The sequence below is a fragment of the Effusibacillus lacus genome, assembly GCF_002335525.1.
GTDB classification, from domain to species: Bacteria; Bacillota; Bacilli; order Tumebacillales; family Effusibacillaceae; genus Effusibacillus; species Effusibacillus lacus.
In genome coordinates this window covers 60,852-82,152 of record NZ_BDUF01000059.1, presented here as the reverse complement: position 1 = coordinate 82,152, position 21,301 = coordinate 60,852, and the positions used below count along the sequence as shown (strand labels likewise).

The window sequence follows — 21,301 nt, the reverse complement described above, 5'->3', positions numbered from 1 at the left end:
CAGTGAATGTGCTCCATTCCGAGACCCAGCATACAGGAGGCGCTCTTTCTTTTGCAAACCACAATTTAATTCATTACAGGAATAGCTCCTAAATAAAAAAAGTCCTTCTCCAAGAGAAAGACCTTGCATACGGAATGTGTTCCGGCCTTCCTCTTATCTTTCAGGTAATTTCCTGCAGGAATTAGCACCACAAATCCATCCCGTGCTCTTTGGCACAAGAGAAAGATTCAGGTTGCCGGGCTTCATCGGGCCAGTCCCTCCGCCTGCTCTGGATAAGAGTGATATAAAATTCAGTTCTTTTGATTCACTTTACAATTATTAAAGGGAATTCGTCAAGAGGAAGTTTAACAAGACTTACCTGAATCGACAGGAACATCAGGGCAACACTAGTTTTACAACCACGAAAGGACTGAACAGAATGGCTCATACGGCATCCAAAGGTTCAAAGGTTACCTTCTTGCCTCTCCTGGCTTTGGCAAGCGTGCCTCTGATCATGGTGCTCGGGAACTCCATGCTGATTCCAATCCTCCCCACTATGCAGCAAGAGCTGGGCATCTCAAAGTTCCAGGCAAGTTTGGTAATCACACTCTTTTCCGTGCCTGCGGGCATCATTATTCCGTTGGCAGGGTTCCTATCCGACCGGTTCAGCCGAAAAATCGTCATTATACCTGGGCTGATCCTGTACGCTCTGGGTGGGTTACTTGCAGGAGGAGCCATCCTGTTGTTTGACAAACCGTTTGCAGTGATTATGGCGGGACGGGTAATCCAGGGGATAGGAGCGGCGGGAACCGCACCGATAGCCATGGCCTTGGCAGGTGACATATTTAAAGGCGGGGCACGAAGCAAAGCACTGGGGTTGATCGAAGCATCAAACGGCCTTGGCAAGGTTCTAAGTCCGATTCTTGGAGTTTTATTGGCACTGATTTTTTGGTATGCGGTATTTTTTGCGTTTCCCATCCTTTGCGTACCCGCTGCCCTTGCCATCTGGTTTTTTATCAAAGAACCCAAGAAAAACGGAAAGGCGCAAAAGGTAAAAGAGTATCTGGGTTCCCTCAGGACGATTTTCAAACGGGAATGGAAATGGCTGCTGACCGCTTATCTTGCCGGTGCCAGCGCACTTTTTATTTTGTTTGGGGTTCTCTTTTACCTGTCCCAAATTCTTGAGGAAAAATATAATATCGACGGGTTGCCAAAAGGCGGCATTCTGGCCATACCGCTGCTGGCCATGTCAGCCACCTCCTATATTACGGGGGCTCGGATCAAGAAGCGAAAAAACCTGATGAAAACACTGATCGTTGCCGGTATGCTGCTGATTGCAGGTCCCTTGGGATTGGCTTCTTTTATAAAAAATACTTACGTCCTGCTGGCATTGCTTGTTATAAGCGGAATTGGAACGGGACTCGTATTGCCTTGCTTAAATATGCTGATCACTTCGGCTGTCAGCAAGGATGAGAGAGGGATTGTCACTTCCTTTTACGGCTCCGTAAGATTCCTTGGTGTCGCCATTGGTCCTCCCGTCTTTACCTGGCTGATGGAGATTTCACCAACTGTCATGTTCCTCTCCGTTGCCGGGTTGGCAGTTGCTTCCGCAATCCTTTCCTTGTGGATCATAAAAGTTCCGAAGGATGAATCTCCCACCCCTCCTGCTCCAGGTACCGTTTCCTTTGAATTCATCCGCAAACTCTCAGCAAAAAGAAAAGCGAGGGCGTAACACCTGCGCCCTCCTTTACGCATACGATAATGGAGCCCAGACAAACACGAGACGGGAGGCCTTCGCCTCCAGGGACTTATGCCTGGAAAGGAGTTTTTTTGCATGATGGAAACGACCCCGCAAAGGCCGTGGGATCTGATTCTCAAGGATCCGTTACCCGGAAGAAACTCAAAACCACGCAGCTGCGGATTGAGCATGGTGATTGATAAAGGCTTGGGAATCCGGGAGACATTGGACCTGATGGAACTGGCCAGTCCCTACATTGATTTCTTGAAGTTTGGATTCGGCACTTCCATGCTGTATTCCAAATCCCTTCTGCAGAACAAAATCAACGTACTGCGAAAGCATGACATTCATCCTTACCCGGGAGGCACTTTGCTGGAATTGGCGGTAATGCAGGGGAAATGGAAAGATTTTATGCGCGCAGCAAAAAAAATCGGTTTTACTGCCATTGAGGTATCGGACGGAACCATCACGATGGATTCGGAACTTCGGCGGCAACTGATTCAAGAAGCAAAAAATCTGGGCTTCGTGGTACTGAGCGAAGTGGGAAAGAAAGAAAGCGGAGTCCATTTGCCAATTGAAACACAGTTGGAAATCATTCGAAGCGATTTGGAAAACGGGGTATTCAAGGTCATTATCGAAGGACGCGAATCGGGAAAAGATGTTGGCGTGTATGAAGCAAACGGCACCATTCGAAAAGACGATGTGGATCAGCTGATTGAAAAACTGGGCTCACCAGAAGTTATCATGTGGGAGGCCCCTCTCAAATCACAACAAGAGGTGCTCATCAGCCAATTTGGTGGAAATGTCAACTTTGGAAATCTGGCACCACAAGACATTATCTCCGTTGAATCCCTGCGACGGGGGTTACGCAGTGACACGATGCGCCTGGCCACCTTTGAACCAGAGAAAGATACTCCCCAAGAGGAACCGGTTTTTTTTCAAATGAATAAAATTGTGCATACGGCAGCCATATAACCCGCATATGCCCTCCTGCGAGTCCATATATTTGTATGGACAAAGCAAGGGGTGAATTCGGAATGGCCGGAGAAATTGTACTTGTGATCCTGATCATTGTGGGTATCATTGGCCGTGCCAATATCCTTGCAACAGCGGCCAGTGTGTTGTTGATTCTGAAACTTACCAACCTGCACCGGTTTTTTCCGACTCTTGAGAGAAGAGGGTTGGAAATCGGGTTGTTGTTTTTGATGATTGCCGTTCTCGTTCCCCTTGTAAACGGTAAGATTCAATCGAAGGATTTGTGGGGCACTTTTTTTACAATGTCCGGCATTTTTGCGGTTATCGGAGGCATCTTGGCCACGTACCTTAACGGCCAGGGCCTTACCATGCTGCGGATCGAACCTCAACTGATGCTGGGGCTGGTGATCGGTTCCATTGTCGGTATCGTATGTTTTAAGGGCATTCCGGTGGGCCCCTTGATGGCTGCCGCAATCGCCGCTTTGCTGATGAAAGTTTATCTGTGGTTTCGCTAATATATAAAAAAGAGACGGGACAGTCCCCGTCTCTTTTACTAATTTGTAAAGTATTGGGTTAGTGTTTCAAGAGCCGTATCCTGCACAATCAGTTTGCCATATTCGTCAAGAACAGCTTTTGTCACATTGGAAAGCGTACCATACTCATGCAAAATCGCCCACAGTGCATCCGTCTCGGTTTGGTCCATTGTTTCTTCATCGATAAACAGGAAATAACGGTCTCTGTAATGATATAACGAAGTCGTCAGATCAAAGGATGCGTGTACCACCTTGGCGGCTGCCAGAACGTTTTCGAAATCGTCAAAGACAAAAGTGAACGCCGTGCTGGGATCCACCATGACAATGTGCTCATCCGTGTCGGATTCCTCTTTGTCTTTCTCCACTTCTTCCGGAATGGAAGGGACTTGCGTAACAATGACAACGACACCTTCCGTCGGCATGGTGAAAGCTTCTACCGCGATGGGACCCATCACCTCAAATCCAACTTCCACATAAGCCCTTTCCATCATGTCCCAAAACAATTCCTGTACTTTGCGGCCGTTTTGCCATATTTCATCCCGGTCGATTCCACGCTCTTCCAGATCTTCATAGCTGATAAAAATTCTGACTTTGTTGTTTCCCAGTCTTTCCACTACCATTCAAATCACTCCTTTCAATCTTGGAGTCGTAAACAATTATCACATATTGCAGCAAAATTTTCTGTAAGTCAGATTACTCAATTACTTGGACAGTTCATAAATTGCATGGGCATAAATATTGGTCAGTTGCAACAAGTGTTCAATCTCTATGAACTCGTCTCTTTGATGTGCCAAATCTTTCATTCCTGGAAACAACGGTCCGAACGCAACCGTGTTGGGAATAGCCCGGGCATAGGTTCCACCGCCTATTGCCAACGGCTCCCCGGAGGCTCCTGTTATCCGTTCATAGACCTGTTGAAGAGTCCTGACCACCGAAGATTCTTTCGGTACATAGAGAGGCTGCTTGTCATTATGGACATCTATCAGAAAATCTAAAGAGGATATGGTTTGTTGAACCAATTTTACCAATTCGGTGCCTGTACGGTCTACCGGATATCGAACGTCAAAGACCAACTTAAATGAATCTGTGTCCATGCTTATCATTCCCAAATTGCAGGACAGGGCCCCCGAAAAGGAATCGGAACAATCGATTCCCAGGAACCGGCCCTCTGTATCAGACAATGCGACAAACTCCCAGAGGTCCAGATCCGCAACAGGAAATTGACTGAGTACTTTGCCCATGCACCGAATGGCGTTGACTCCCCGGTCCGGGGTGCTTCCGTGGGCCGACTGGCCCTTGATGGTCAGCAAAACGCTGCCTGGCTTTATTTCTCTGACATCAAAAGAAATGTTCTCGGTCTGGCAATACTGTTCCAAGCGACTTAGAAACTCTGCCTGATAGTTCGTTTCCACGGAGAGAGTGGCCATGCAAACATCGGGTACCATATTCGGTCTCTCTCCTCCAATTATTTCAACAGGTTCCACCTTCATGCCTTGTTGCCCGTATCGGGATTTCCTTAGGGTAAAGTGCAAAATTCCTTTTTCGGCATAAATTAACGGAAAATCGGCGTCCGGGGTAAACCCGCCCCATGGCAGCGGTTCGACCTGGAAATAGTGTTTCATGCATCGCCAGTCAGTTTCTTCATCAAGCCCGAAAATCAGGCGAGTTCTTCTGTTTATGGGAAGACCGCTTTCCTTAACGGCCAGAAGACCGAAAAACGCTGCCATGGCAGGACCCTTATCGTCAATGGCTCCCCTGGCAAATATCTTATTGCCGTGGATTTCTGCTGCAAACGGTGGATATGTCCAGTCGTTTCCCGGAGGAACAACATCGAGATGTGTCAAAACCGCCACATAGTCTTTGGATTCCCCATACTCGACATGCCCGGCGTACCCATCCGCGTTTTTTACCCGAAAACCGTACTTTGTCCCCAGGTCCAACATGAATTTCAAAGCTTGATCCGTTTCTTTACCAAATGGTTTGTCGTGCCCCGCCGGTTCGGTGCCAATGCTTGGTATTCTAAGCAATTCCCGCGCCGTTTCGATAATGGTCCGTTTGTTACTGTCAATCCAGACTTGAAACATACAGCCTCCTAGGTGGAACTCCTTACAGTCAAGTCATGGGGCAGGAGGAAAGAAAATTCCTCCACTGGCTCATCGTGAATCAGTTTCGTCATGAAGCGCATGGCCACAGCTCCCATGTCATAGATCGGTTGGGAGATTGTTGTAAGCTCGGGCCGAACCATGCTGGCCAATCTTGTGTTGTCAAAAGCAATTGCCTTAACTTGCCCCGGGACGGAAAGACCTGCGTCCAAACATGCGTGAATCGCCGCCACTCCCAGTTCGTCACTTACGGCCACAATTCCGTCAGGAATCTGATTGTCCCGAAGTATTCCCTTCAGCGTTTCCAGGCCGTCTTCGTACCGCAGGGTTGGGCACTCAACAATATGAGCCTGATATCCTTCTTGCTTCAGCGCCTTTCGGTATCCCTTCTGCCGGGGCTTGCCCACTACAGGGTGATCGGTGGCACCGCTTAGCAGCACGATATGTTTACACCCTTTTTCGATTAAAAAGCGGGTGGCATCGTAAGCAGCCTGCTCATTATTGATGTTCACGGAAGGAATACGGCCCTCGGGATCCACCGTTGCACATAACACAACGGGAATCTGGGCTTGCTCAAAGGTTTTCAGGAGATCGCCGGTCAAGTGGTTCCCCATGAAGAGCATTCCGTCCACTTGCTTTTCCCACATGGTTCCAATCAGATCAATTTCTCTTTCAGGTTGTCCATCTGAATTACTCAATATGATCTGGTATTGATACATGGTGGCGATATCTTCCATCCCGCGCACCATTTCGGCTACAAACGGTGCGGAAACATCAGGGACGATGATCCCGATCGTTTTGGTCTTCTTGCTCGCGAGTCCTCTCGCCACCGCGTTTGGGCGGTACCCCAGCATCTGGATGGCATCCAACACTTTCTTCTTCGTTTCTTCCTTAACGACGGCAGTCCCGTTCAGAACCCGTGAAACGGTAGCCATGGAAACACCTGCAGCTTTCGCCACATCATATATCGTTATGCTCACAGTGTCACACCCACTTTGCCAACGTATCTGATTGTCCCTTTATCATATCACATGACATGCAAAAAACACAGGAACATTATTGTTCCTGTGTGTCCTCGTTCAGCAACACTGGGCTGTTCGTTTCTCTTGGCGGCTGACTAAGAAACTGAAACGCTGAAACCCGCGTCATTACTGAAAAATTGGTGCGGATGGAGGGACTTGAACCCCCACGGTTGCCCGCTGGAACCTAAATCCAGTGCGTCTGCCAATTCCGCCACATCCGCAAAACACCCACACAAAGTGAAGCAAAGCGTTGAAGCCGGATCATAGGAACCGCGACTTCGCGCGCAAGGTCACGCTAAGGGCTAGAGCCCTAGTCGTGCCATGTTGCGGGGGCACCGAAAAAACAGGGCTTAACTGGCTGGGGAGGAAGGGATCGAACCTTCGCATGACGGAGTCAAAGTCCGTTGCCTTACCGCTTGGCGACTCCCCAAAAACAATAGCCTAGCGACGACCTACTCTCCCGGGGCTCCTGCCCAAGTACCATCGGCGCTGGAGAGCTTAACTTCCGTGTTCGGGATGGGAACGGGTGTATCCTCTCCGCCATTGTCACTAGGTTTGCTAACATATAATAATATATGGGGTGAGTGATGGGAATCGAACCCACGAATGCCGGAGCCACAATCCGGTGCGTTAGCCACTTCGCCACACCCACCATAGAACAGGATGTTCTACTCCGTGTTGCTCGCATGTACGCAAGCGTAAATAACAGAGTATCATATTGTTGTTGACTTGGCAGGGGCAGCAGGATTCGAACCCACGACATGCGGTTTTGGAGACCGCCGTTCTACCAACTGAACTATGCCCCTATGTGAACCCCACGAAGTGACGCAAAGCGTTGTAGCATATTCCGGGTACTTTCTGGGGACCCCGGTAAAAAGATGCCAACAATTTCCGTTTTGCGCTGAATGGTGGAGGGAGAAGGATTCGAACCTTCGAAGGCGATGCCAACGGATTTACAGTCCGCCCCATTTGGCCACTTTGGTATCCCTCCAAAAAAATGGAGCCAGCGACAGGAATCGAACCCGCGACCTACTGATTACAAGTCAGTTGCTCTACCTGCTGAGCTACGCTGGCATGGATACCCGTCAAAGACCTGCACTTTGACAGGGTATGCTATTGGCTCCTCGAGTAGGGTTCGAACCTACGACCCTCCGGTTAACAGCCGGATGCTCTACCGCTGAGCTATCGAGGAACAGTTGAGACATCGTGTAGAATAACACGAAGCGCACTCTGCCGTCAAGATCCAACTTAAGTCAAATCCGCCTGCAACTGGCTGATTGCTGTCGTCTTGAACGACGAGATTTATACTACCACGGACCACGAATGTTCTCAACATGATTTTCTTGTAACTATCTGACAAAATTACACAAAGAGCCTCTTTACTTCTTTCTATCTCTTGGTTACGCTGATTTCGTCAAGAAAAGGACTGCGCGCTCTTTTTTCCCCTTTGTACTTTTTCGGCGAGAAAAGACGCAACCTTTCCTTCGCGCGGGTGATCGCCACATAGAACAAACGGCGTTCTTCTTCCAGGGCCTCTTCCTGATTCTTATCCTGCAGCGATTTCTTGTGTGGAACAATACCGTTCACCAGGCCAATCACGATGACTGTCTTGAATTCCAATCCTTTTGCTTTGTGAAAGGTCATCAGCTGGATCCCGCTCCCTGACCCTTTTGCCTGTTTTACTGCTTCGTTCACTTTCCTGACATGATCCAAAAAGTCTATTAAAGTCGCATGAGTCAAGACAGATTGTTCAAGTGTTTCCAGGGATTCAAACACGTTTTCCGGATTTTGTCCGGTTGATTCCGCATGCTCACGCAAATATCGGTCGTATCCGATTTGTTTCCGGATGAACCGCAACGCTTCCCGGGGACTCATTCCGGCTATCTTTTTCAGATCCCAGGCGAGTTCTTCCAACTTATTTCGCTTCCAGGATTCCAAAGCAGGCATCTGCAAGATCCTTTGCAAAGGAGGTTGATTCTGGGGATCCGGCAGATTCAAATGAGACATCCAAACCTCAGGCTGGATATACCTCTTGGGCCGATTGAGGATCTGCACCAGTGAATCGAGATCATGGGGATTCAGCGCCAATTTGAAATAGGCCAGGATATCGCGGACCTGCCATTGAAGATAAAAATGTCCCTCCGAATCCTTCAGACAGAAAGGCACTTCCTGTTTGACCATTTCATCGAGTAAAGCCTGAGTTTGAAGGCGGGTTCTGTACAAAACAGCAATATCGTCGGGTTTCTCTCCTGTTTGTAACAGGTCTTCCATGTACTTAAGAACCGACACGGCCTCCTCCCTCTCATCTGCTGTTTCTTCCAGGACAGGCGGTTCTCCTTGCCTTCCGGTGCCCGACAACCGCTTTTGCTCCCTCTTTTTGTTGCAATCAATAAGCGATGAAGCAATATGTACAATTGGCTCAGTTGATCTATAGTTGGTGCTCAGCACCACTTTCTTTGCAGAGGGAAACTGCTTGTGAAAGGACAGCAAATAATCTACCCGGGAGCCCCTGAAACGGTAAATCGATTGATCGTCGTCCCCCACTATGCACAGTTCTGCATTCGCTGACAAAATCTTCAAAATTTCATACTGGACATAATTGGTGTCCTGAAATTCATCCACCAGGATGTGCCGGTATTTGTTTGCCCACTCCCGGCGAACGTCCGCATTCACCGACAATAGGCGATGACATTCGAGCAATATATCATCGTAATCCCACCGGTTGTTTTGTTGTTTCCATGTTTCATAGAGCTTGTAGCGCCGCTTGAAATCCACGTTTGCCCGCTTCTTCGCCTGAATTTGGTCAGGAAGAATCAAGTTGTTCTTGCAAATCCCGATCTTGGCGAGCACATCGACGGTTTCTTCTTCATTCCCCTCTTGTCCCTCAAGACGCAGAAGATCACGGATGATCTGACGTTGCTCCCAATCCTCCAGCAATTTGGGTACATTCCCATATACCCGCAGCAGAATGCGCAGGAAAATGGAATGAAATGTGCCTGAATCACAAGACTGCGCCCGCAATGTCCCGACACCGGGCAAGCCCGCCAACCGCATTTTCATTTCTTCGGCTGCCGCTTTGGTAAAGGTCACGATCAACAGTTCTTTCGGCCGTACTTTCTCCACTTGCATCAGGTAGGCTGCCCGGCAGGTAAGGACAGTGGTTTTTCCGCTACCCGGACCGGCAAAAACGACAAGCGGCCCGCCTGTATGCGTGACCGCTTTCCGTTGCGATGCATTCAGTTGAATCCCTGCAGTGGCCAGCTCATGAAAGAATATTTCTCGCCTTGTCATCTTCTGGTTTTGTTACCCCCAATACAGAATAGAAATCGGGATTCTCCCATTTCTCAATAAATTTTTTCAATAGACGAATCCTCTCCTGCAGGATTCGTCGTTCCTCAATCAGTGCTTTGATTCCGGCCAGATCGCCCCGTTCAAAACAATCCAACACAAACAGAGGCAACTGTTCCATCCGAACTTCCCAGTCGTGCAAGATTTTGCGCAAACGGTTAAAACGATCGTGCAGACGGTCTCCGGGTATTTGCATGACGGTTATGCATTAATAAGTTCTTTTCGCTGGCACCATTTGTCCAACAGCTGCTGCAGATCGTCCAAAAAGCCGGCGATTTGTTTCTTCTCTTCCATCAGCAGTTCGATTGCTTTCAAGTCTTCACGGTTAAACTTCTCGACCACTTCCTGAGGGATCTCCACAGTTCGTTGCTGCAGCTGGGAAACATATTCTTCCATTTCGGTCGTAATCAATTTGATCAAATCGGATTGTTGAGTCACTACAATCTCCTCCTTGCTAATGTCAACCGGCTCATGAAGCGATTCCAGATTCCATTCGGTCAAAACCCAATCGCCTTCTTCCAGCCTTGCAAATCTCCAGTCACTTTCCAGGTCAACTCTTGACATCAATTCCCCTTTGCTTCTTTGGGTACGCTGCTGCAGAATGCGTAGAATCTCGCCTTGCTTTATTGGACGGCGGTTTTGGGAAACCAAAGCAAAAATCTCGTCGTGCAAAGCATCACATTCGGTCTGACGCAATGTCCACCCTGATTCCACAAATGAGAATGCTCCATGCGGAGCGTTAAGCGCCTTGTTGATGCGAACCCGCAGCGATTCTCTGGATTTCTGCTCATGAAACAAATCCCCCTTTGCCAAAACTGCCTCCAAATCTTCCACGGCAAGCGGAGAGTGGCTCAGGTAAAGAATTCGTTTCAAGGCACCTTCCAAACTGTAACGGAAAGACCATAAAGTTTGTTGCAGCACAGTATCCCCCCTTGCACCGAAACTTCCTAGACCCTTTCGACAAAAAAAGGGCAAATCCCTCCTAAGGAAGGCGCTTGTCGGCAATCAATTTCAAACGGCCGCGACAGGTTCCGCAACAATATTTCCGGGTATTGATGCTACGCTTGCGTTCATATTTCATTCCACATGCCAGACATTCGTATAAGTAGCGTGTTTTGACAGTGTTGCGTACGCCGGTATGCTTGCAATACCTGTTGCCGCCTACTTTCAGGAGAAGATTTTTAAAATCCGCATCTGCATGCCGGTACCCTTTGCCTTCAAGGTGCAGATGATAGTGACACAGTTCGTGTTTGATGATTCCGACTACCTCTTCCGTTCCGTGTACCTGAAGCGGAAGCGGATTGATTTCAATATCATGGGATTGCAGCATGTACCGTCCGCCCGTTGTACGCAAACGGGGGTTAAACCGTGCTTGATGCAAAAACGGTCTGCCAAAATATGCAATCGAAATCGATTCCACCAATTCCTGCAGTTCATGTTCCGTCATAGCCATCTCCTGCTTTTTGCCTAAAGAAATTTCATGGTACAATCTGGATTGGAAAGGATGAGTAACATTGCGTATTTTTGCTCTTGGGGATCCGCATCTGTCATTTGCAGCAAACAAACCGATGGATATATTCGGCAGCAAATGGATAGATCACCCCGCCAAGATAAAAGAAGAATGGACACAGACGGTCACCCGGGATGACTGGGTGCTGATTCCTGGCGATATCTCATGGGCCATGCAACTGGAAGAAGCAAAACCGGATCTGGAATTTTTGGGAGCCCTGCCCGGCAAGAAAATCATGATTCGAGGGAACCACGATTATTGGTGGTCTACGATTTCCAAGGTCCGCCGTTTGCTGCCGCCGGACATGTACGCCATCCAGAATGACTCCATTCGGATCGGGGACATCGCAATTTGTGGAACCAGAGGATGGGACTGTCCCGGAGGATACAACTTCAGTGAGCATGACAGGCAAGTTTATGAAAGGGAAGTTTCACGGTTGGAACTGTCACTAAAAAATGCCGACCCGCAGACAAAGGAACGTTGGGTCATGCTGCACTATCCGCCTACGAACGAAAAACATCAGGAGTCAGGGTTTATTGAAATTATGAAGCAGTACGATGTTTCTGTCTGCATCTACGGCCACCTGCACGGGGAGGGCCACCGCAACGCATTGTTGAATGAACGTTTCGGCATTCGATTTCAGTTGGTTGCCTGCGATTATCTGAATTTCAGACCGCTATTGCTCCGGTGAAGGAAAGCTTGTGAAAAGGACGCCAAGATGACGTCCTTTTTCTCATTGGCATTGACGGATCAAAGAAAACACTTCTTCCCGGGCATCCTTATCCTTTTGGTAAATCCCTCTGACAGCGGTTGTTATCGTCCGGCTGCCGGGCTTGTTTACCCCCCGCATCGACATGCACATGTGTTCCGCCTCTATCATGACAATAACGCCATGCGCATCCAATTGGTTGATCAGGGTATCGGCTACCGTTGATGTGATTCTTTCCTGAAGCTGGGGGCGTCTGGCAACGGTTTCCACCAGCCGGGCCAACTTGCTTAATCCGGTGACACGTCCGTTCTTTGGAAGGTAAGCTACATGGGCCTTCCCAAAAAACGGGACCAGATGATGTTCACACATGGAATAGAAAGGAATATCACGAACCAGCACCACTTCCTCATGCAGTTCATTGAAGATAGCGCTCAGTTCATCTTCGGGGTTTTTGTGCAAACCGGAAAAAACTTCTTCATACATGCGGGCCACCCGTTTGGGAGTGTCGAGCAAGCCCTCCCGGTCGGGGTCTTCCCCTATCGCAACGAGGATCATGCGAACGGCCTCTTCCAACTTTTCGCGATCAAATGACATGAATCATACCTCCAACTGGAAATGCGACATTAACTGGCTGCTCTCTCAACTATATCATAATCATTCTAAAGTGTCGAAACAGGAGAAGATCCCCGATGGTTCGGGGATCTTAGATATGTCAGACAAGGAGTTACTGACTGGGAACGGGCACAGGGATACCTCCAGGTACGGTTCCTCCCTGGTCCCCGGTACCTGCTGAAGTTCCACCTGCAGATCCTCCGTTTCCAGTTCCCCCTGCCCCCCCTGAAGTTCCGCTTCCACCGTTCTGAGATCCGCCGGGAGTGTTGGGCGTTGTGCCCGGAGTACCTCCGGTGCCGCCTCCCGCGCCTTGTCCGCCGCCGGTTCCTGAACCACCTGTTCCTGGTTCAGGAGGTTTTGACGGATCCTGCGGTTTGTTTTTGTCACCCGGTTTTTCCCTGTCACCCGGCTTCTGTTTGTCGTCTCCCGTTTTAACCTGCAGTTTGTTCGATTCCCCCAATTGTTTGCTGTTATTGGCGGGGTCCACCGCACTGATGGCGTAATAATAGGTTTTGCCCGGTTCTGCGTCAGTATCCACAAATGTGGTTTCTTTGGTCAGGATCAACGGCAAACCGCCTTCCGGTTTCTCGACGTTCTCAACCCTGAATACCGCATAGACAGCCTCTTCTTTCAGCGGAGTCCATCTCAGCATAACGGTTTTGCCCGTCCATTCCCCAGTCAATTGGATCGTCTGCTTCTCTTCTTTCTTCTCTTCAACAGCTGCGCCTACCGGGAACCCCGTTACGGGAACACCCTGCAGTGCAGGCGTCATCACTTTGCTGAACATTTTTGCCGGATATGCGCTGACATAGGCTCCCGGTCGATCCTGCAGGTAATGTTTGTCATCGGTATTGTCAAATCCCATCCAGACAGCCGCCACCCACTCCGGTGTATACCCGACAAACCAGGTATCCCGGTTGGAGCCTGGAATTTCTTTCTTGTACTCGGTAGTCCCCGTCTTGCCTGCAACGGGACGATTCATTTGGGCGCCCGTTCCGGTTCCTCTGTCGACCACAACTTTCAGAAGCGAAGTCATGGTATTTGCCGTAGACTCTTTCATCACCTGGACACGGGCCGGTTTCTCCTGGGCCAGGATCGTGCCGGAAGCGGTCACGATTTTCTGAATCGCATGCGCTTCAATTCGAACCCCTTTGTTGCTGAATGCCTGGTAGGCGTCCGCCATTTGGAGAGGGGAGACACCCGTGGTCATGGCCCCCAAAGCCAGGGCCAGGTTGTTGTCTCCCTTGTCAAAGGTCAACCCCGCTTTCTCGGCAAACTTCTTGCCCGTGGATACACCGATCTGGTTTAATACATCAACCGCCGGAATGTTCCAGGACTGGCGAAGCGCTTCAAGCATCGTGACTTTTTCCCGCGGATATAGGGTGTGACCGTCCCAGTCGTTGGGCGTAAAGGCATAGGGCGGATCTCCATAAGTTGACCCCTTCTTGTCATTGATCATGGTATTAGGTCCAAATTTCCTACTGTCCAAGTCAATGGCAGGTCCATAGGACATCAAAGGTTTAATGGATGAACCCGGTTGGCGCTTGATCTGGAAAGCGCGGTTCAGGTTCATGAACGAATTCGTATCCCGTCCTCCGACCAGCGCTTTGATGCCGCCGGTTTTGGGGTCGACAATCACCATCGCCCCCTGGACCTTGGTCTTGTCTGCCGCATCGGCAGGGAAATTCTTCGGGTCGTTAAATTGTGACTCTGCTGCGGCTTGGGCTTTCACATCCAGATAAGTGTAAATCTGCAGCCCCCCGCGCAATAACTGTTCCCTTGGAATGCCATGCTTGCTTTCCGCTTCTTCCAACACATATTCCACATAGTGGGGATACTTGAAACTGGTTAGATCTGCTTTCTTGATGTCCAAGGGCTTATTGACCGCCTCATCCGCTTGTGCCTGCGAGATGTATTCTTCCTTGACCATGTTCTGCAACACAATCTTCTGGCGCTCTTTGGCCTTCTCCAAATTGTTGTAGTAGTAAGAAGGAGCCTGCGGCAAACCTGCCAGGAAAGCGGCTTCGTGCAACTCCAAATCTTTGGCTGACTTCCCGAAATAAATCTTGGATGCCGCTTCAATCCCAATGACTGACGGGTGGAAATTCACCTTGTTCATGTACATTTCGAGAATGTCGTCTTTTGTATATTGCCGTTCAATCTGTGCGGCAAGAGCGATTTCCTTGATTTTGCGGGTGATCGTCCGGTCATTGACAGCGTTCAGCAGGGCGTTCTTGGCCAACTGCTGAGTGATCGTGCTGCCGCCCTCCACTTTGCCCCCTGCAAGAATGTCTCTGTAGAGAGCCCTGGCAATTCCCCTGTAACTGATCCCGTTATGGTCATAGAAGTGCCGGTCCTCCGTTGCGATAATCGCTTGCTTGACATAGGGCTTCAGATCTTTGTAAGGAACGCCTTCCCCTTTGTCGAGCTTGATTACAATTGCAGGTTGTTTCGTGTTTCCAACACTGTATATTTGCGTCGCACTGTCGGGCACCTCCAGCTTTGACGGATCAAGCGGAGGCAGAACAACCGCACATCCTACGCCGAGCACTATGGTCCCTGACACAATCATTGCGAGAATAATGCTGCGAATTATCTTTTTCCCCATGAAGGTTTCACCTCTCTCCGCCATTCTACTCCATTCCATGCAAATCTTCGAGTCGTAAAATGTCGGATATGCAAAAAAGAGGGATTGCTCCCTCTATTTAAGACGACTCTTCTACTTAATTCGTTACGCAGATGGCTTTATGTCCGTACTTCGACAAAAATGAGTCCCGCATCATGACAACCCTTTTGGGAATCAGCGACTCTCCCCTACTGTTAAATCTTTCGCTTCCGTAAGGATGGCACACCCTCATCATCCATCTCATGTAAAAGGCCTTAAAATGCTTATACCATGATTCATCAAGATCAAATACATCAAATCCCAGAGAGGCCGCTCCCTTGTGAAGGACAGTAATTCCTACCAGCGCCTGAATCGATTGACCCTTCGGACTCAAATTCATAAAATCGATAAGTGACGGGAAGGACTTTCGCACCTCCCGAAGCGCCACAAGGCCCAACTGAGTTTCAAAGGTTGCATTCGCCAGAATCTTTTGCAATCGATAATTGTATAAATGAAGTTCACCTATCCGGTCACCGTTTCGCAACCATGTTCCCCTGACCTGCAGATCGGGTCCGTGGTAATTGTTAACTATTATCCGAAAAATATTGTCCCCTTTAGAATCGTCAAAATCGAACTTGCGGCATTTGCGGTATAGTACGTCTCCCGTTTTCCATGCGGACAGGAGCAGTCTGTTCATCCTGTACCTCCTTTCGGTGAACTTCTCTTAGTATCACCGGGGAGGTCCGGCTCATCCCAAACAAAAGAAGCTCCGAACCGGTAAAATTCGGAGCCTGGGAAATCGTTCACTTACCCACACAAAGGAAGAGTGAGCGATCATTGTTGGTTTACAGTTTAACAACGTTTGCAGCTTGCGGACCACGGTTACCTTCCACAATGTCAAAGGAGACGAGTTGTCCTTCTTCAAGGGTCTTGAATCCGTCAGCCTGGATTGCAGAAAAATGGACGAATACGTCGCCTCCGTCTTCGCGCTCGATAAAACCGTAACCTTTTTCCGCATTGAACCATTTTACTTTTCCTTGCATGGGAAACCTCCTACAGGTACATTAAAAATAGGCACTACCCGATATTCTACCAACTGTCGGAAACGAAGTCAAATTCTGAAACCCGGGAGACTGGATATGAAAAAAAACAAGCAATCGGTTCCGCTGCAATTGATTTACACTGTGTTTGTCGAAGAACCAAACGATTTCTATTTTCATCCCAGAGGGGTTCTGTTTGTCGATAAAGAACACAACCACACATTATTTTGTTCGGATGTGGATTACAATTTCTTATTGAGAGCCATCCGGAAGTTCCCTTACAAAGAACTGGAATTGGGGGTTGAATTCAACGGGCACCAGTTTGAACTGAAGAATATTACTGCGGAAATGACAAGCAAATATGGCGATGCGCCCAAAGCTATGAAAGAAATATTGAAGGACCTGTACCAGACAAGCCCTCGCCAATACTCTTTCCTGCGGAAAGTGTTTGAGCAAGATTCTGCAGTTTCCCACTTTACCCCTTAAAAATCAAGGAGTCTTTCAAATAGAAGACTCCGGTTTCATTCTTTGTATATTTTTATTTTTTGCGGTAAAAACGGCCCGTTCCTCTTGCAAACAGAGTGGGCATCAACGCTTTGAACTTCAAAAGCGGAGCCATGCTGCCCGGCACCATGATTTCCGGTATCTCCTCTTCTACCGCCCTGACAATAGCCCTTGCCACTTCATCCGGTTTGCGCATGAAACGTTGAGCTATTTTCGGTATGCTGTTCAGATCCGCTTTCTCAAAGAAAGGAGTGTCTATTGGGCCTGGATTGACGGTCGTTACTTTTATTCCATGATCGCGAATTTCTTCCCGAAGTGCTTCCGACAGCCCGATGACCGCAAACTTTGTCGCCGAATATCCGCCGTGAGTTGGCGCTGCCACAAACCCCGCCATGGAGGCCACATTCACCACATGGCCCATTTTTTGCCGAAGCATGTGCGGTACCACCGCTTGGATGCATCTGACCAGACCAAAATAATTGACCTCCATCATTTCTTTCATGTCGCTCATATCCGCTTCCAAAACAGGGGCAAATACGCCAAATCCCGCGTTGTTGACAAGTACATCGACACGCCCGTAGTGCTCAAGCACTTTCCTTGTCATACTCTTTACAGACTCGGAATCGGTAACGTCCACCGGAACCGCAAGGCACTCCCCGCCTTCCTTGGAAATTCTGCCGGCTAACTCTTCAAGTTTGGATTCGGAGCGGGCCGCTATGGCCAGTCTTGCTCCACGCGCCGCAAACGCCAACGCGGTTTCCCAGCCGATTCCACTGGACGCTCCGGTGATCAACACAACCCTCTCCTTCAGATTCATCCGGGATCACCCTTCATAGCCGACTTCAACTGCCGCGTTCACTATATACACCAAATCGTTCCGGTCTCCTTTATCCGGCAGGACAACCCCGCTCGAACACAAGAGTCCGCCAGGCACAACTTCCACCCTGACTTGTCCATAAGGAAAGACTGATTTTACCTTTGCAATATCCACCTTGTCCGCATCTGCCGGCACGCCGAGTCTGACAGAAACCACCATATTGTTGATGTCCTGCCCAGGCAGAAATGACCTCAATCCAGGCATGGAGTTGTGCTGGATTGCATTGCGGCAGGCTCTTACACAAGCCTCGGTAACATCTTGTCCGTGCAGATCAACCCCCATGCCAATTTCCACAAATACGACCTTCATACTATCACCTCATAAACGAACGAAGATAACAAACGCGAACAAACGTTCTTGACAGTCTGCCATTTTTTCACTAAAATTTTCTTACAACAAAGAACCGTACAGCCAGGTCACGAATTGCCAAGGAGTTGAATCGGGATGCTGATGACGGCAAATGATTGGAACGAGACTATTGCCCGCTTTGTGATCGAACAGTATTCACGCCCGTTTGATATGGTGCTGAGCGGATTTATCGATTCGGATCTAACACAGCGAATCGGCCAGGAACTGCTTCGGTGTGCAGAACCGCAAACACGAAGGACAAATCTGCAGGAATACCTGGGTTCACTTCCGGACAATCTGGCCAATCTGTTGTGTCTGGATGCAACTGCCCTGTTGTCCATGGACTCATCCGGTTTGAAAGAGTTCCTCGGACAAGCGTTGCGAGTGTTGTCCCCTGGGGGATACTGCGTGTTTTTGACCAAAGATGGCGTCAAATACGGAAGAATTGTTCCAAACGGCTTCCAGTTGGTTCATCGCTTCTTATCCAATTCTTTTAAACTGTCTACCATCATCGACTGCAACTCGAGTCGGGAACTTCCTTTCCAACTGGACCCTCATCAATATTTGGCCGTTTTTCAGAAGCCTGCGGACACAGGGAAAAGATTTACATGCCAACGTACATCGAAACCGGTTTTTCCCGGACCGTTCATCACTTCTCGTTCTTCTTGAAATATGTGCAAACTTCCTGTAAAGGACATATATGACATTTTGGACTGCGGGCCAAACAAACCCTCCTGCCGTGCAAAATCAATGCATGATGGGCGAAAGTCCATTTCTCTTTTGGAAGCTTGTTCATCAGGTCTTTTTCTGTTTCAAGAACATTCTTTGCTTTCGTCAGTCCTAACCTGTGGGAAAGTCGATCCACATGCGTATCAACCGCGATGGCCGGAACGCCAAATGCGACGCTCATCACCACATTTGCCGTTTTTCTGCCAACTCCGGGCAGTGCCACCAGGGCATCGTAATCTTTCGGCACCTCTCCTCCGTATTTTTCAACAAGAATCCTGCATGTTTCCAGTATGTGTTTCGCTTTTGAACGAAACAAGCCGATCCTCCGAATCTCGTTCTCCAACTTTTCCTGCGAGAGGTGGAGAAAGTCCCGCGGACCCGGATATTTTGCAAACAGGTCGGGAGTCACTTCATTGACAAGCTTATCCGTACATTGGGCGGACAAGATAACCGCAACCAGCAACTCAAATGGATTTCTGTACACAAGCTCACAGTTTGCGTCAGGATACATATCTTCAAGATGATGCAGCAACACAGGGATATCATGTTTTCTCATACCAGTAGTGTGACGCAAAATTCGTTTTTTTTCAATGTCTGTCTGCAATATCTTGCTCAAAACGGCTCATTTTCCCTGAAAGAACTGCAAAATCAATCCAACCCCTCCTGCAGCAATCAATGGACCAACCGGTACCCCCTTAAACAAAGACACTCCTATAATTGTACCGATCAAAATGCCTGTTACAATCAAAGGTTGTTCTGTCAGTACCGGGATGCCTTTTCCTCCCAAGTAAGCTACAAGGATTCCAGCCAAAATCCCAATGACCGATACAGGATTCTTAATTGCCGTTACAATGGCATCGGTACCGATTTTGCCGGAAGCAAGGGGCGAAAGTACACCGATGGTCAAAATCACGATGCCTGCTTGCAGTCCATAGTTCTCAACTGTAGGGAATACCCGCTCCAGATGGAGCAGGCGTAGCAGCAGCAATGCACTGACAGCTATGGATACCGTGGTATTGTTGCCGATAATTCCCAAAGTAAGCAAAACCAATAAAATTACGTTTGTCTGATCCATGGCTATAATTTCCTTTCTTCTTGGATACTCAGGTATATCAACACCGCAATCGGCATATCCTGAAACATAGAGTCTCTTTCGATAATGGCGGGTTAAAGGTCGGGAACTGACAAATAGATTGAAAATGAGGTGCTGATTATGATGTCAGGTTCCGAAAGTGAAAGAGAAGTTGCCAAGGCTTTTGTCCAACTTGGTTTTTACCTGAAGGCTCTCAATATGCCTTTTACAGTCAAAGACATATACCGCCGGGCATACAAGGAACGCCTGGGCAATGCTTACAGCGATGATTGGATTGACTGTTTGACTGATGATCCGGAAGTACAAGAATGTCTGGAAGAACCCTTCACGGTTTACTCAGTGGCCAAGACGCTTAAAGAGTACGGTCATGCCCCGATCAATTATGCCCTTTATCGAATGATTCGCCGCTTGGACATCTATTACTCCCATGCCTATGTAATCTCAATTGCGCAAGAATAAACAAGAAAGACCCGTTATGCGGGTCTTTCCCGTTCCCTGGCCTCCGGGCCTATCTTTTGTTTCTGCGCCGCCTATAAGTTGCCAGATAGTAAATCAATCCTATCGACAACAAGATCGTCCCATACCAAATCCAATTCCCCCACGCTACCCATGCAGGATGCATTGGAATCCTCCTTTGTCATAAAGAAAACTTGGCATTCGCCAAGTGCTTTCCTTGGTGAATGACATAGTTGCACTTATGTCGATAGGACATTACAATTTCCTATCGACCGAGAAATGCTTATCAAGCTCCGCAACAAAAGCTTTCAACGCTGCTTCTGTTCCCACACCGAAATCGCCGTCCAAAGACTCGTATTCCTTCAAGTCGTTCTTCAGGACTTCTAGCACATGCCGTGCGATGGTCTCCGGAACTTCGTAGATATTGATGACTCGTGAACTGTCTGACCGCACATCCGATCCCCGCTTCTTTTTTTGCTAGTATGAAGCTGAGTGCGAGGTGTTATTCGTCCGGCCATAGGGAAGTCTTTCTCCGTATTTTTTTTCGCTTGACTCTTCCCGGTGACAGACCCGGGTTCCTCGTCCTGCGGCTTATGCGGGTGCCAATATCATCCTGTCCCTCTTGTCTCGGCACCGTTCCCTTCCAGTTCGAAAAGATTCGTGGAAACAGATGATGAAAGTCCAATATGACATAAGCGAGAATTGCAGCTATAACTGCCGGTACATACATACCCGCCGACAACATCAGCCCGATGGCACTGGCGGTCCACATACCGGCAGCGGTGGTCAGCCCTTTCACTTGCGAACCGTTTTTAATGATGGCCCCCGCTCCCAGGAAACCGACCCCGGCAACGACTTGCGCCGCAATTCGACCAGTGTCCTGGAACATCGATCCCAAAGCGGGGAACCCATAAATGGAGGCTAACCCAAACAGGCAAGAACCGAAACAGGTCAAGGTATAGGTACGGAACCCGGCTCCCCTTTGCCTGTTCATGTCTTTAAAATGACGTTCCCGTTCCAGTCCCATAATGGCTCCCGACAAGAAAGCCAGAAAGAGTCGAACCAAAATATCAAACAGAGAGTCGGTAAACAACCAAGACATAGTGCACCCAACCTGCCCT

24 protein-coding genes, 7 tRNA genes, 1 rRNA gene and 1 riboswitch are annotated in these 21,301 nt (G+C 48.7%); of the genes, 7 read left to right on the top strand and 25 right to left on the bottom strand.

Annotated features, from left to right (window positions below):
* Positions 1–150 precede the first annotated feature (150 nt).
* Positions 151–279: riboswitch (SAM riboswitch) on the bottom strand.
* 139 nt (positions 280–418) lie between these two features.
* The 3 genes from EFBL_RS11855 to EFBL_RS11845 all read left to right on the top strand — a co-directional run bounded on the left by EFBL_RS11855 (position 419) and on the right by EFBL_RS11845 (position 3,207).
* A complete protein-coding gene (locus EFBL_RS11855) occupies positions 419–1,711 on the top strand; it encodes an MFS transporter (RefSeq protein ID WP_096182333.1) in 1,293 nt (430 codons plus the stop codon).
* A 102-nt stretch (positions 1,712–1,813) separates the two neighbouring features.
* Positions 1,814–2,692, top strand: coding sequence for a phosphosulfolactate synthase (gene comA, locus EFBL_RS11850; protein ID WP_096182332.1), 879 nt, complete (start codon positions 1,814–1,816; stop codon positions 2,690–2,692).
* 62 nt (positions 2,693–2,754) lie between these two features.
* On the top strand, positions 2,755–3,207 hold the full coding sequence (locus EFBL_RS11845) for a DUF441 domain-containing protein (RefSeq protein WP_096182331.1): 453 nt from the start codon (positions 2,755–2,757) through the stop codon (positions 3,205–3,207).
* Positions 3,208–3,245: 38 nt separating this feature from the next.
* Here EFBL_RS11845 and EFBL_RS11840 read toward each other — a convergent pair whose 3' ends face one another.
* The 15 genes from EFBL_RS11840 to EFBL_RS11770 all read right to left on the bottom strand — a co-directional run bounded on the left by EFBL_RS11840 (position 3,246) and on the right by EFBL_RS11770 (position 11,144).
* A complete protein-coding gene (locus EFBL_RS11840) occupies positions 3,246–3,845 on the bottom strand; it encodes an adaptor protein MecA (RefSeq protein WP_096182330.1) in 600 nt (199 codons plus the stop codon).
* Between the two features lie 81 nt (positions 3,846–3,926).
* Positions 3,927–5,309: a dipeptidase PepV gene (gene pepV, locus EFBL_RS11835; protein WP_096182329.1), complete on the bottom strand. Its 1,383-nt coding sequence runs from the start codon at positions 5,307–5,309 to the stop codon at positions 3,927–3,929.
* Between the two features lie 8 nt (positions 5,310–5,317).
* A complete protein-coding gene (locus EFBL_RS11830) occupies positions 5,318–6,307 on the bottom strand; it encodes a substrate-binding domain-containing protein (RefSeq protein ID WP_096182328.1) in 990 nt (329 codons plus the stop codon).
* Between the two features lie 180 nt (positions 6,308–6,487).
* A tRNA-Leu gene (locus tag EFBL_RS11825) sits at positions 6,488–6,570 on the bottom strand.
* Between the two features lie 134 nt (positions 6,571–6,704).
* A tRNA-Gln gene (locus EFBL_RS11820) sits at positions 6,705–6,779 on the bottom strand.
* A 9-nt stretch (positions 6,780–6,788) separates the two neighbouring features.
* Positions 6,789–6,903 (bottom strand): 5S ribosomal RNA (gene rrf, locus EFBL_RS11815).
* A gap of 22 nt (positions 6,904–6,925) precedes the next feature.
* Positions 6,926–7,001, bottom strand: a tRNA-His gene (locus EFBL_RS11810).
* Positions 7,002–7,079: 78 nt separating this feature from the next.
* Positions 7,080–7,155 (bottom strand) — tRNA-Trp (locus EFBL_RS11805).
* Between the two features lie 100 nt (positions 7,156–7,255).
* A tRNA-Tyr gene (locus EFBL_RS11800) sits at positions 7,256–7,340 on the bottom strand.
* 7 nt (positions 7,341–7,347) lie between these two features.
* Positions 7,348–7,423, bottom strand: a tRNA-Thr gene (locus EFBL_RS11795).
* 43 nt (positions 7,424–7,466) lie between these two features.
* Positions 7,467–7,541: transfer RNA gene (locus EFBL_RS11790), tRNA-Asn, on the bottom strand.
* Between the two features lie 197 nt (positions 7,542–7,738).
* The gene (locus tag EFBL_RS11785) at positions 7,739–9,640 is read right to left on the bottom strand and encodes an ATP-dependent helicase (protein WP_096182327.1); all 1,902 of its coding nucleotides are present in this window, start codon (positions 9,638–9,640) and stop codon (positions 7,739–7,741) included.
* Entirely contained in the window at positions 9,612–9,818 is a 207-nt protein-coding gene (locus EFBL_RS11780) for a hypothetical protein (protein ID WP_096182326.1), read from the bottom strand. Before EFBL_RS11780 ends, EFBL_RS11785 begins: the two co-directional genes overlap by 29 nt.
* An 80-nt stretch (positions 9,819–9,898) precedes the next feature.
* Positions 9,899–10,618 carry a hypothetical protein gene (locus EFBL_RS11775; protein WP_096182325.1) on the bottom strand — a complete coding sequence of 240 codons (720 nt, stop codon included), beginning with the start codon at positions 10,616–10,618 and terminating at the stop codon, positions 9,899–9,901.
* Between the two features lie 61 nt (positions 10,619–10,679).
* Complete coding sequence (locus EFBL_RS11770) at positions 10,680–11,144, bottom strand: SprT family protein (RefSeq protein ID WP_096182324.1); 465 nt, start codon at positions 11,142–11,144, stop codon at positions 10,680–10,682.
* Between the two features lie 67 nt (positions 11,145–11,211).
* On the opposite strand from EFBL_RS11770, the gene EFBL_RS11765 reads away from it, so the two are divergent.
* Positions 11,212–11,898: a metallophosphoesterase gene (locus EFBL_RS11765; protein ID WP_096182323.1), complete on the top strand. Its 687-nt coding sequence runs from the start codon at positions 11,212–11,214 to the stop codon at positions 11,896–11,898.
* Between the two features lie 42 nt (positions 11,899–11,940).
* On the opposite strand, the gene folE is transcribed toward EFBL_RS11765, so the two are convergent.
* The 4 genes from folE to EFBL_RS11745 all read right to left on the bottom strand — a co-directional run bounded on the left by folE (position 11,941) and on the right by EFBL_RS11745 (position 16,176).
* Positions 11,941–12,510 carry a GTP cyclohydrolase I FolE gene (gene folE / locus EFBL_RS11760; RefSeq protein WP_096182322.1) on the bottom strand — a complete coding sequence of 190 codons (570 nt, stop codon included), beginning with the start codon at positions 12,508–12,510 and terminating at the stop codon, positions 11,941–11,943.
* A 130-nt stretch (positions 12,511–12,640) separates the two neighbouring features.
* Entirely contained in the window at positions 12,641–15,136 is a 2,496-nt protein-coding gene (locus EFBL_RS11755; RefSeq protein WP_165912628.1) for a transglycosylase domain-containing protein, read from the bottom strand.
* A gap of 115 nt (positions 15,137–15,251) precedes the next feature.
* Positions 15,252–15,830, bottom strand: a complete 579-nt coding sequence (locus EFBL_RS11750) for a YkoP family protein (protein ID WP_096182320.1) — start codon at positions 15,828–15,830, stop codon at positions 15,252–15,254.
* A 148-nt stretch (positions 15,831–15,978) separates the two neighbouring features.
* Positions 15,979–16,176, bottom strand: coding sequence for a cold shock domain-containing protein (locus EFBL_RS11745; RefSeq protein ID WP_096182319.1), 198 nt, complete (start codon positions 16,174–16,176; stop codon positions 15,979–15,981).
* A 96-nt stretch (positions 16,177–16,272) separates the two neighbouring features.
* Here EFBL_RS11745 and EFBL_RS11740 point away from each other — a divergent pair, with 96 nt between their 5' ends.
* Positions 16,273–16,659, top strand: coding sequence for a hypothetical protein (locus tag EFBL_RS11740; RefSeq protein ID WP_096182318.1), 387 nt, complete (start codon positions 16,273–16,275; stop codon positions 16,657–16,659).
* A 52-nt stretch (positions 16,660–16,711) separates the two neighbouring features.
* On the opposite strand, the gene EFBL_RS11735 is transcribed toward EFBL_RS11740, so the two are convergent.
* Both EFBL_RS11735 and EFBL_RS11730 read right to left on the bottom strand, forming a co-directional pair.
* Entirely contained in the window at positions 16,712–17,494 is a 783-nt protein-coding gene (locus EFBL_RS11735) for an SDR family NAD(P)-dependent oxidoreductase (protein ID WP_096182317.1), read from the bottom strand.
* Between the two features lie 6 nt (positions 17,495–17,500).
* Positions 17,501–17,863 (bottom strand): Lin0512 family protein, encoded by a 363-nt coding sequence (locus tag EFBL_RS11730; protein WP_096182316.1) that lies wholly within the window; start codon positions 17,861–17,863, stop codon positions 17,501–17,503.
* 135 nt (positions 17,864–17,998) lie between these two features.
* Here EFBL_RS11730 and EFBL_RS11725 point away from each other — a divergent pair, with 135 nt between their 5' ends.
* The gene (locus EFBL_RS11725) at positions 17,999–18,571 is read left to right on the top strand and encodes a TRM11 family methyltransferase (protein ID WP_096182315.1); all 573 of its coding nucleotides are present in this window, start codon (positions 17,999–18,001) and stop codon (positions 18,569–18,571) included.
* Here EFBL_RS11725 and nth read toward each other — a convergent pair.
* Complete coding sequence (gene nth, locus EFBL_RS11720) at positions 18,552–19,187, bottom strand: endonuclease III (RefSeq protein WP_096182339.1); 636 nt, start codon at positions 19,185–19,187, stop codon at positions 18,552–18,554. The genes EFBL_RS11725 and nth overlap by 20 nt on opposite strands.
* Before the next feature lie 66 nt (positions 19,188–19,253).
* Positions 19,254–19,706, bottom strand: coding sequence for a DUF441 domain-containing protein (locus EFBL_RS11715; RefSeq protein ID WP_096182314.1), 453 nt, complete (start codon positions 19,704–19,706; stop codon positions 19,254–19,256).
* A gap of 138 nt (positions 19,707–19,844) precedes the next feature.
* Here EFBL_RS11715 and EFBL_RS11710 point away from each other — a divergent pair, with 138 nt between their 5' ends.
* Positions 19,845–20,183: a hypothetical protein gene (locus tag EFBL_RS11710; protein ID WP_096182313.1), complete on the top strand. Its 339-nt coding sequence runs from the start codon at positions 19,845–19,847 to the stop codon at positions 20,181–20,183.
* Positions 20,184–20,435: 252 nt separating this feature from the next.
* Here the strand turns inward: EFBL_RS11710 and EFBL_RS11705 are convergent, their stop codons facing one another.
* Complete coding sequence (locus EFBL_RS11705) at positions 20,436–20,633, bottom strand: hypothetical protein (RefSeq protein WP_096182312.1); 198 nt, start codon at positions 20,631–20,633, stop codon at positions 20,436–20,438.
* A gap of 49 nt (positions 20,634–20,682) precedes the next feature.
* The gene (locus tag EFBL_RS11700; RefSeq protein ID WP_096182311.1) at positions 20,683–21,282 is read right to left on the bottom strand and encodes an MgtC/SapB family protein; all 600 of its coding nucleotides are present in this window, start codon (positions 21,280–21,282) and stop codon (positions 20,683–20,685) included.
* Positions 21,283–21,301: the final 19 nt, after the last annotated feature.